10 protein-coding genes and 1 tRNA gene are annotated in these 10578 nt (G+C 59.1%); 3 read left to right on the top strand and 8 right to left on the bottom strand.

Translation table 11 applies throughout. The features are described 5' to 3' along the window. Nucleotides 1–160: 160 nt before the first annotated feature. Both cysE and trmJ read right to left on the bottom strand, forming a co-directional pair. Nucleotides 161–946 carry a serine O-acetyltransferase gene (gene cysE, locus QCBJ_RS29960; RefSeq protein ID WP_102062191.1) on the bottom strand — a complete coding sequence of 262 codons (786 nt, stop codon included), beginning with the start codon at nucleotides 944–946 and terminating at the stop codon, nucleotides 161–163. 2 nt (nucleotides 947–948) lie between these two features. Next, on the bottom strand, nucleotides 949–1719 hold the full coding sequence (gene trmJ, locus QCBJ_RS29955) for a tRNA (cytosine(32)/uridine(32)-2'-O)-methyltransferase TrmJ (protein WP_102062190.1): 771 nt from the start codon (nucleotides 1717–1719) through the stop codon (nucleotides 949–951). Nucleotides 1720–1864: 145 nt separating this feature from the next. On the opposite strand from trmJ, the gene suhB reads away from it, so the two are divergent. Further along, nucleotides 1865–2680, top strand: a complete 816-nt coding sequence (gene suhB, locus QCBJ_RS29950) for an inositol-phosphate phosphatase (RefSeq protein ID WP_015885749.1) — start codon at nucleotides 1865–1867, stop codon at nucleotides 2678–2680. A 223-nt stretch (nucleotides 2681–2903) separates the two neighbouring features. Here the strand turns inward: suhB and QCBJ_RS29945 are convergent, their stop codons facing one another. The 6 genes from QCBJ_RS29945 to queA form a co-directional block, all read right to left on the bottom strand. Continuing rightward, nucleotides 2904–3446 (bottom strand): glycine zipper 2TM domain-containing protein, encoded by a 543-nt coding sequence (locus QCBJ_RS29945; RefSeq protein ID WP_015885750.1) that lies wholly within the window; start codon nucleotides 3444–3446, stop codon nucleotides 2904–2906. Between the two features lie 124 nt (nucleotides 3447–3570). Further along, nucleotides 3571–4485 carry a protein translocase subunit SecF gene (gene secF, locus QCBJ_RS29940; RefSeq protein WP_064053767.1) on the bottom strand — a complete coding sequence of 305 codons (915 nt, stop codon included), beginning with the start codon at nucleotides 4483–4485 and terminating at the stop codon, nucleotides 3571–3573. Between the two features lie 9 nt (nucleotides 4486–4494). Next, complete coding sequence (gene secD, locus QCBJ_RS29935) at nucleotides 4495–6363, bottom strand: protein translocase subunit SecD (protein WP_043205853.1); 1869 nt, start codon at nucleotides 6361–6363, stop codon at nucleotides 4495–4497. Between the two features lie 62 nt (nucleotides 6364–6425). Further along, the gene (yajC, locus tag QCBJ_RS29930) at nucleotides 6426–6764 is read right to left on the bottom strand and encodes a preprotein translocase subunit YajC (protein ID WP_003175975.1); all 339 of its coding nucleotides are present in this window, start codon (nucleotides 6762–6764) and stop codon (nucleotides 6426–6428) included. Between the two features lie 43 nt (nucleotides 6765–6807). Continuing rightward, nucleotides 6808–7923, bottom strand: coding sequence for a tRNA guanosine(34) transglycosylase Tgt (gene tgt, locus QCBJ_RS29925; RefSeq protein ID WP_003175976.1), 1116 nt, complete (start codon nucleotides 7921–7923; stop codon nucleotides 6808–6810). Nucleotides 7924–7928: 5 nt separating this feature from the next. Continuing rightward, a complete protein-coding gene (gene queA / locus QCBJ_RS29920; RefSeq protein WP_064053768.1) occupies nucleotides 7929–8978 on the bottom strand; it encodes a tRNA preQ1(34) S-adenosylmethionine ribosyltransferase-isomerase QueA in 1050 nt (349 codons plus the stop codon). Between the two features lie 108 nt (nucleotides 8979–9086). Between queA and QCBJ_RS29915 the strand changes: the two genes are divergently transcribed. Beyond that, a tRNA-Leu gene (locus QCBJ_RS29915) sits at nucleotides 9087–9171 on the top strand. Nucleotides 9172–9336: 165 nt separating this feature from the next. After that, nucleotides 9337–10578, top strand: a complete 1242-nt coding sequence (locus QCBJ_RS29910) for a tyrosine-type recombinase/integrase (protein ID WP_102062189.1) — start codon at nucleotides 9337–9339, stop codon at nucleotides 10576–10578.

Raw genomic sequence — 10578 nt, 5'->3', positions numbered from 1 at the left:
CTATGTCTCGCGCTACAACATCAGCAGGCCTCACAGCTATAACGACTACAGGTCGCCGGTCGTGAAGGAAAGGTTGGCGGCGTGAACCGTAATCGGTGTCCAAGATTACTTGACCAGTTCAAGCCCCCTCCCACAGGGGTCCTGTGGTGGTGACGAGATCTCAGCCTGCCTTGGTGACTGATGCTTCATCCTTGATCTCGGCGAAGTCTTCTTCGCGCAACTCAGGCAGCTCCTTCGCACAGTACGAACTGCCCAGGTCCTTCAGCGCGCCGCACATGCCGTCCAACTTGCCGTCCACCGCCTGCAGATGGTCGAGCAACTGGCCAATGGCGCGAGCCACCGGGTCGGGCATGTCTTCGCTGACACCATAGGCGTCGAAGCCGATTTTCTCGGCCATGGCCTTGCGCTTGGCTTCTTGCTCGTCGCCGACTTCGGGCTTGACGATGATGCGACCCGGAATACCCACCACGGTTGCGCCAGGCGGCACAGCCTTGGTCACCACCGCATTCGAGCCCACCTTGGCACCGGCGCCGACGGTGAATGGGCCGAGCACCTTGGCGCCCGCCCCTACCACCACGCCATTTTCCAGCGTTGGGTGACGCTTGCCTTTGTTCCAGCTGGTGCCGCCCAGGGTCACACCCTGATAAAGCGTCACGTCATCGCCAATCTCGGCAGTCTCGCCGATCACAATGCCCATGCCATGGTCGATAAAAAAGCGACGACCGACCTTGGCCCCTGGGTGAATCTCGATCCCGGTCAACCAGCGACCGAAGTTCGACACCACGCGCGCCAGCCACTTCCAACCCATGCCCCACAGGGCGCCGGACAGGCGATGGATCCAGATCGCATGCATGCCCGGGTAGCAGGTCAGCACTTCAAAGGCATTGCGCGCCGCCGGGTCACGGTGGAAAACACTTTGGATATCTTCTCGCAAACGCTCGAACATTTTTAATCCTTCCGCTTAAGAAGCTCGCCACGGGCCGCTTTCTGGGTTTCCGTGAGGATGCCACGCAATATATTCATTTCTGCCCGGCTGACCGAGCTGCGCCCGTACAGGCGGCGCAGGCGCGCCATCAAGTGCCGTGGTTTTTCCGGATCGAGGAATTCGATGGCCACCAGGGTTTGTTCCAGGTGCTCATAAAACCGCTCCAGCTCGTCCATCGTGGCCAACTCGCCACTTTTGGTCGACGCCACTTCATCCTTCTCGACCTTGCTCGGCTGCCCTTCAGCGGCCAGCCAGGCCATGCGCACTTCGTAACTCAACACCTGCACCGCTGCCCCGAGGTTCAGCGAACTGAAGGCAGGGTCTGATGGAATGTGCACGTGGTAATGACATCGCTGCAGCTCTTCATTGGTGAGGCCGGAGTCTTCACGGCCAAACACCAGGGCGATTTCAGCGCCGCCGGCCGCCTCTTCCACCACTTTGGTGCCGCATTCGCGCGGATCCAGCAGCGGCCAGGGGATGCGCCGGTCGCGCGCACTGGTGCCGAGTACCAGGTTGCAGCCGACCAGGGCGTCTTCCAGGGTGGCGACGACCTGGGCTTTTTCCAGGATGTCATTGGCGCCGGACGCACGGGCATCAGCCTCGTGGTGCGGGAACAGACGCGGTTCGACCAGCACCAGGCGCGTCAGCCCCATGTTCTTCATGGCTCGCGCCACCCCGCCGATGTTGCCGGGATGACTGGTATTGACCAAGACGACACGAATGTTTTGCAGCAAGGGAGGCGCTCTCGGACACGGGAAAGGGGAGCAAATCTTACAGAACAGCCTAAGGTTATGCCATGAAAGCTAACGTCGTCCTTCACCTGAAGAAAGTTTCTGCTAGAATGCTCGGCTTTCTTTAACAACCTTAGGTGACACATCCATGCAGCCCATGCTGAATATCGCGCTGCGCGCCGCCCGCAGCGCCAGTGAATTGATCTTCCGCTCCATCGAGCGCCTGGATACCATCAAGGTCGACGAAAAAGACGCCAAGGATTACGTATCCGAGGTGGATCGCGCCGCCGAACAGAAAATCATCGACGCTCTGCGCAAGGCCTACCCTACCCACGGCATCCTCGGTGAAGAAACCGGTATGCACAAAGGCAGCGGCGAAGGCGAAGACTACCTGTGGATCATCGACCCACTGGATGGCACCACCAACTTCCTGCGCGGCATCCCGCACTTTGCCGTGAGCATCGCGTGCAAATACCGTGGCCGCCTGGAACACGCCGTTGTGCTGGACCCCGTCCGCCAGGAAGAATTCACCGCCAGCCGTGGCCGTGGCGCCCAACTCAATGGTCGCCGCCTGCGCGTCAGCGGTCGTACCAGCCTGGACGGCGCCCTGCTGGGTACCGGCTTCCCGTTCCGTGACGACCAGATGGACAACCTGGAAAACTACCTGGGCATGTTCCGCGCCCTGGTTGGCCAGACCGCCGGCATCCGTCGCGCTGGCGCAGCAAGCCTGGACCTGGCGTACGTAGCTGCCGGTCGTTTTGATGCGTTCTGGGAGTCGGGCCTGTCCGAGTGGGACATGGCTGCAGGCGCGCTGCTGATCCAGGAAGCAGGCGGCTTGGTGAGCGACTTCACCGGCGGTCACGACTTCCTTGAAAAAGGCCACGTGGTTGCCGGCAACACCAAATGCTTCAAGGCAGTACTGACGGCGATCCAGCCGCACCTGCCAGCTTCGCTGAAGCGCTAAGCGAGCAGGCACAAAAAAGCACCCCGAGGGGTGCTTTTTTTATGCCTGGGATTTGAGGTTTGCCGCGACTCCAGCAACAACACAAATCAATTGTGGGAGGGGACTTGCCCCCGATTGCAGTGGGTCAGCACCTAACAAGCTGACTGATCCACCGCTATCGGGGGCAAGCCCCCTCCCACATTTTGAACTCACATAATTTTTTGCATCTGTACCAGGCTTGAGATTACTGCTGGTTCTGGCCCAGCACCAAGCGGCCTTCCTTGTCGACCGGAATCTGGCCGCCTGGATCACGGTCCATACGCACCGAGCCTTCCTTGCCATCCAAGGTGTACCGCACGTCATAACCGACAACCTTGTCGCTGATGTCGTTGACGGTGTTACAACGGGTTTGCGTGGTGGTGTAGGTATCGCGGTTCTGCATACCTTCCTGAACCTTGTTACCGGCATAACCGCCACCGACCGCACCGGCTACGGTAGCCAGCTTCTTACCGTTACCGCCACCGACCTGGTTACCCAATAGGCCACCGGCCAGTGCACCGACCACCGTACCGACGATCTGGTGCTGATCCTGCACGGGCTTCTGCCGAGTCACGGCGACGTCCTTGCAGACCTCACGCGGCGTTTTAATCTGGGTTTTCACCGGCTGCACCGCCAGCACTTGCGCATACTCAGGGCCGCTTTTTACCAGGCTGTAGGTGGCAACAGCACCCCCGGCAGTCACACCGACAGCACCCAATACCGCACCAACCAGTAACGACTTGTTCACGTTGAACCTCCTGACCATCACAAACGGACCGAACGATCCGCGCTATACCCAGCCTTGGAGCAAAAAAAAAGGCACGAGTTCAATCCTCGTGCCTTCTTTGTAACAGCAAGTCAACGACACCCCATCAAGGGCGGTCGTCGACCTCCTTGCCGGTAGCGGCAGGAGGGATCAAGTCTTCGCTGCTGAGGTTCAGCCAGATCAGCACCACGTTGGCGATGTAGATCGACGAGTAGGTACCCGCCAGCACGCCGATAAACAGCGCCAGGGAGAAGCCCCACAGGTTGTCGCCACCGAAGATCATCAGTGCCGCAATCGCCAGCAAGGTGGAGATCGACGTCGCCATGGTCCGCAGCAGGGTCTGGGTGGTGGAGATGTTGATGTTCTCGACCAACGTTGCCTTGCGCAGTACCCGGAAGTTCTCACGAACCCGGTCGAATACCACGATGGTGTCGTTGAGGGAGTAACCAATGATCGCCAGCACCGCCGCCAGTACGGTCAGGTCGAAGGTAATCTGGAAATACGCCAGGATACCCACGGTCACGATCACGTCGTGGATCAGCGACACAATGGCGCCGACACCGAACTTCCACTGAAAGCGGAACGCCAGGTAGATCATGATGCCGACCAGCGCCATCAGCATGCCGAGGCCGCCCTGGTCGCGCAGCTCTTCACCGACTTGCGGGCCCACGAACTCGACGCGCTTGACCGACGCTGGGTTGTCGCCGCCGACCTTCTGCAAAGCCTCGGCAACCTGGTGACCCAGTTGCGGGTCTTCGCCAGGCATACGCACCAGCAGGTCGGTGGTGGCACCGAAGCTCTGCACCACGGCCTCGTGGTAGCCGGCCTTGACCAGCTCGCTGCGCACCAGGGTAACGTCGGCCGGCTTCTCGTAGGTCAGCTCGATGAGCGTACCGCCGGTGAAGTCCAGCCCGTAGTTCAGGCCCTTATGGAACCAGCTGAACAACGCCAGAACGGTAAGGAGCACGGTGACGCCGAACGCAATGTTGCGAACGCCCATGAAGTTGATTGTACGTAACATGGCAGCCCCTTAAATCCACAACTTCTTGAAGTCACGCCCGCCAAAGATCAGGTTGACCATTGCGCGGGTCACCATGATGGCCGTGAACATCGAGGTAAAGATACCGAGGGACATGGTTACCGCAAAACCTTTGACCGGGCCGGTGCCCATGGCAAAGAGAATCCCGCCGACCAGCAATGTGGTCAGGTTGGAGTCGAGAATCGCGGTAAATGCCCGGCCGAAGCCTTCGTTGATTGCGCGCTGTACGGTCATGCCCGCGGCGATCTCTTCACGAATCCGCGAGAAGATCAGTACGTTGGCGTCCACCGCCATACCCATGGTGAGTACGATACCGGCGATGCCTGGCAGGGTCAGCGTAGCGCCCAGCAGCGACATCAAGGCCAGCAGCATCACCATGTTGCCCGCCAGGGCCACGGTGGCGATGATGCCGAAGAAGCGATAGATGGCGATGATGAACAGCGACACAAACAGCATGCCCCACAAGGCGGCATCGACACCCTTGGTGATGTTGTCCGCACCCAGGCTCGGGCCGATGGTACGTTCTTCAGCGAAGTACATCGGCGCAGCCAGGCCGCCAGCACGCAGCAGCAAGGCCAGTTCCGAGGACTCGCCCTGGCCGTTCAGGCCAGTGATACGGAATTGAGCACCCAGCGGCGACTGGATGGTCGCCAGGCTGATGATCTTCTTCTCTTCCTTGAAGGTCTGTACCGGCACGTCTTTCTCGACGCCGTTGACCATCTGCTTGGTGTAGGTGGTCACCGGGCGTTGCTCGATGAAGATCACCGCCATGCTACGACCGACGTTGCTGCGCGTGGCGCGGCTCATCAGTTCGCCGCCATGGCCATCCAGGCGGATGTTCACTTCAGGTGTACCGTGCTCGCCGAAACCGGCCTTGGCGTCAGTTACCTGGTCACCGGTGATGATCAAGCCACGCTCGATCAACGCGGGAGGACGGTTGCCTTCACGGAACTCAAACTCTTCGGAAGTGGCGCGGGTAGCCCCCGGCTCAGCCGCCAAGCGGAATTCCAGGTTGGCGGTTTTACCGAGGATACGCTTGGCTTCAGCGGTGTCCTGTACGCCCGGCAGCTCAACCACGATGCGGTTGGCGCCCTGACGCTGAACGATCGGCTCGGCCACACCCAGCTCGTTGACGCGGTTACGAACCGTGGTCAAGTTCTGCTTGATCGAGTATTCACGGATTTCCGCGATCTTCGCCGGGCTCATCGCCAGACGCAGTACAGCCTGGCCATTGAGGTCAGCCGGGACGATATCGAAATCGTTGAAGTTCTTGCGGATCAGCGCACGGGCCTGTTCGCGGGAAGCTTCGTCAGCGAAGCCCAGCTGGATGGCACCGTTGAGCTGCGGCAGGCTGCGATAACGCAGCTTCTCTTTACGCAGCAGGCTCTTCACGTCGCCTTCGTAGACTTTCAGGCGCGCGTCTAGGGCTTTGTCCATGTCGACTTCCAGCAGGAAGTGCACACCACCGGACAAGTCCAGACCCAGCTTCATCGGGTGCGCGCCAATGCTGCGCAGCCAGGCGGGTGTGGTCTGTGCCAGGTTGAGCGCGACCACATAGTCGTCACCCATGGCCTTGCGCACGACATCTTTGGCCGGCAATTGGTCTTCTTGCTTGGTCAGGCGCAACAAGCCGCCCTTCGCATCAGCTGCCAATGTTGCCGCTTTAACCTGGATACCGGCATCGGTCAGCGCTTTGCTCGCGCGTTCCAGGTCAGCCTGATTGACTTGCAGCGAAGTGCTGGCGCCCGTGATCTGGATCGCAGGGTCATCAGGATAGAGATTGGGAGCGGAATAAATAAAACCGATCGCCAGCACCGCCAGGATCAGTACGTATTTCCACAGAGGGTATTTGTTCAGCATCACGCCGCCCGCTTATAACGCGGGGCGCCTTGCGCGCCCCGTCGATTGGTAAAGGTTGTTACTTAGATCGCTTTCAGCGTGCCTTTAGGCAGCGTGGCGGCGATGGCGCCTTTCTGGAACTTCATTTCGACGGTGTCGGAGACTTCCAGCACCACGAAAGCATCGGAAACCTTGGTGATCTTGCCGGCGATGCCGCCGGTGGTCACAACTTCGTCACCTTTCTGCAGGCTGCCCAGCAGGTTTTTCTGCTCTTTGGCGCGCTTGGCCTGTGGACGCCAGATCATCAGGTAGAAGATGACCAGGAAACCGACCAGGAAAATCCACTCGAAACCACCGCCCATAGGGCCGGCAGCAGCAGGCGCAGCGGCATCAGCCATGGCGTTAGAGATAAAAAAGCTCATTTAGCACTCCAGTTGCAAATAGTGAATCTTAGGGTCGGAAAACTCAGTCCAAGGGCGGCACAGGGAGCCCGCGCTTGGCATAGAAGGCATCGACGAAGGCGGCCAATGTACCCTGTTGAATAGCCTCGCGCAAACCAGCCATCAGGACTTGGTAGTGACGCAAATTGTGGATGGTATTCAACATGCTACCCAGCATTTCCCCGCACTTGTCCAGATGGTGCAGATAAGCACGGGAGAAGTTCTGGCAGGTGTAGCAGTCACAGGTGGGATCCAGCGGCGAATCATCATGGCGATGGAACGCGTTACGGATCTTCAGCACGCCTGTATCGATGAACAGATGCCCATTGCGGGCATTACGGGTTGGCATCACGCAATCGAACATGTCCACACCGCGGCGCACACCCTCTACGAGATCTTCCGGTTTGCCAACGCCCATAAGGTAACGAGGTTTGTCAGCAGGCATCAGGCCCGGCAGGTAATCCAGCACCTTGATCATCTCGTGCTTGGGCTCGCCCACCGACAGACCGCCGATGGCCAGGCCGTCAAAACCGATTTTGTCGAGGCCTTCCAACGAGCGTTTACGCAAGCTTTCGTGCATACCGCCCTGGACGATACCGAACAGCGCCGCCGTGTTATCGCCATGGGCGTTCTTCGAACGCTGGGCCCAACGCAGGGACAACTCCATGGAAATCCGCGCCACGTCTTCGTCAGCCGGGTACGGCGTGCACTCGTCGAAAATCATCACGATGTCGGAGCCCAGGTCGCGCTGCACCTGCATCGACTCTTCCGGGCCCATGAACACCTTGGAACCGTCCACCGGCGAGGCGAAGGTCACGCCCTCCTCCTTGATCTTGCGCATGGCACCCAGGCTGAACACCTGGAAACCACCCGAGTCCGTCAGGATCGGGCCTTGCCACTTCATGAAGTCATGCAGGTCGCCATGCTTCTTGATCACTTCCGTGCCCGGGCGCAGCCACAGGTGGAAGGTGTTGCCGAGGATGATCTCGGCGCCGGTGGCGACAATGTCGCGCGGCAGCATGCCTTTGACAGTGCCGTAAGTGCCCACGGGCATGAACGCCGGGGTCTCGACGGTGCCGCGCGGGAACGTCAGGCGACCACGACGGGCTTTGCCGTCAGTGGCGAGCAATTCAAACGACATACGACTCATAGTTGTTCCTCTGGGCCGCGTGGCGCCGGATTACGGGTGATAAACATCGCATCACCGTAGCTGAAAAAACGGTACCCATTGTCGATGGCGGCTTGATAAGCGGCCATGGTCTCGGGATAACCGGCAAATGCCGACACCAGCATCAACAGCGTGGATTCCGGCAAATGGAAGTTGGTGACCAGGCAATCGACCACATGGAACGGCCGGCCTGGGTAGATAAAGATATCGGTGTCGCCACTGAACGGCTTGAGCACGCCATCACGCGCCGCACTCTCCAGCGAGCGCACGCTGGTGGTACCCACCGCAACCACCCGCCCGCCGCGCGCCTTGCACGCTTCAACCGCGTCCACGACGTCCTGGCTGACTTCCAGCCACTCGCTGTGCATATGGTGGTCTTCGATGTTATCCACACGCACCGGCTGAAACGTGCCGGCCCCCACGTGCAGGGTCACATAGGCGGTCTCGACCCCCTTGGCCGCAATCGCATCCAGCAGCGGCTGGTCGAAATGCAGCCCGGCAGTCGGTGCGGCGACGGCCCCCAGACGCTGGGAGTACACCGTCTGATAGCGCTCGCGGTCCGAGTCTTCGTCGGGGCGGTCTATATAAGGAGGCAACGGCATATGGCCGACGCGCTCCAGCAACGGCAACACCTCTTCGGCGAACTTGAGCTCGAACAGCGCATCATGCCGCGCCACCATCTCGGCTTCGCCACCGCCATCGATCAAGATCGAAGAGCCCGGTTTCGGCGACTTGCTGGAGCGCACATGGGCCAGCACACGATGGCTGTCCAGCACCCGCTCCACCAGAATTTCCAGCTTGCCGCCGGAAGCTTTCTGGCCAAACAGCCGCGCCGGAATCACCCGGGTATTGTTGAACACCATCAAGTCGCCTGGGCGCAAATGCTCAAGCAAATCAGTGAATTGACGGTGTGCGAGGGCACCGCTCACCCCGTCCAGGGTCAGCAGTCGACTGGCGCGACGCTCGGCCAAAGGGTGGCGAGCGATCAGCGAATCAGGGAGCTCAAAAGTAAAGTCAGCAACGCGCATGATGGGGTTCGTCTAGCAGGGCCGGGAAGTCTAGCGGAAATAGTCAAAATTGACCATGAAACGTGATTGACCAACGGTAATCTCATCTCTATACTTCGCCGCCATTGAGCCCTGATGGCGGAATTGGTAGACGCGGCGGATTCAAAATCCGTTTTCGAAAGGAGTGGGAGTTCGAGTCTCCCTCGGGGCACCATATAGCAGTATCTGAAAGTCTCTACCAGACTCTCAGCAGCAGAGAAACCGGCCACTTGAGCCGGTTTTTTTGTGTCTGGCTATCTACCTCTGTATCCCCTTATCCGTTGTATCCCTGTATCCCTGCTTGTATCCTGAGAAAAATACCGAACTTTGGGATACAAGGATGAAGCGCGCAGATATCAAGCGCCGCCCTCTCGCAGACACAACGCTTGCAGGGCTGGAGCCGGAGTCAAAGGAATACCGGGAGCTAGACGGAAACGGCCTCTACTTCAGGGTCAAACCTGATGGTGGTAAATCCTGGCAGCTACGCTACAAACGTCCGGCGGGCAATTGGGCTTGGATGGGGCTCGGGGGTTACCCAGAGGTCAGTGGTGCGCTGGCAAGAGACAAAGCTGCCAATCTACGCAAAGTAGTGAGTAGCGGCGCCGATCCCCTTGAGCAGAAACGATCCGCTAAAGCTGCAATCGATGCGGCCAAGGCCCGAACGTTTCGAGCTGCCGCTGAAGCTTGGCTCAAGGCAAAAGAAGAAAAGGGCCTCGCACCCTCTACCCTTCACAAAATCCGCACCTACCTCGACAAGGACATACTTCCGGCATTGGGAGATAAGCCCCTCGACGAAATCACCCGCACCGACTGTGCAGATCTCCAGTCATCCCTAGAAGCTAGAGACGCTCACAACGTCGCGGAAAAGTGCCGCACCTGGATCAACCAAATCTTCGGTCGAGCAATTGGTTTAGGACTCACCGAAAACGATCCGGGCAGCCGCCTTCGCGACATTGCTGCCCAGGCACCCAAGACTCAGCAGCATCCACACTTGCTGGAGCCTGAACTGGCTGAATTCCTCCAAGCACTCAAAAACACTCCGAGCAGACTGACGGCACGCACCGCCGCATGGCTTTGTATCTGGACGGCGTCCCGCCCAGGCATGGTCCGCTTGGCTGAATGGAAAGAGTTCGACCTTGAGAAGGCCATTTGGACGACACCTGCTGCCAAGATGAAGATGCGCCGGGATTTTGTATGCCCGCTTCCCCTGCAAGCTGTTACAGCGCTTAGGGATCTGCACTGTTTAACGGGACGGGGTCGCTGGCTTTTCCCCGGCGTCGGAGCAAAGAACCCAACCATCAGCGAAAACACAATCAACAAAGTCTTCGCTACCATCGGCTACAAAGGTCGCCTAGTAGGGCACGGTACTCGACACACCGCGAGCACGTTACTTCGAGAAAATGGCTGGCCGAAGGAACATGTTGAAGCGCAGTTGGCTCACAAAGAGGAAGGCATCTCGGGGGTATACAACAAGGCCCAATACTTTGAGCAACGCGTAAAAATGATGCAGTGGTACGCCGATCATCTCGATTCCCTAGAGGCCGGCAATGTAGTGCAAGGTCAATTTGGGAAGGCAGTGTGA

Source organism: Pseudomonas sp. QC2, from assembly GCF_002859085.1.
GTDB lineage: Bacteria > Pseudomonadota > Gammaproteobacteria > Pseudomonadales > Pseudomonadaceae > Aquipseudomonas > Aquipseudomonas petroselini.
Note: the sequence above shows the minus strand (reverse complement) of the source record. Positions and strands in the feature narration are given on the sequence as shown.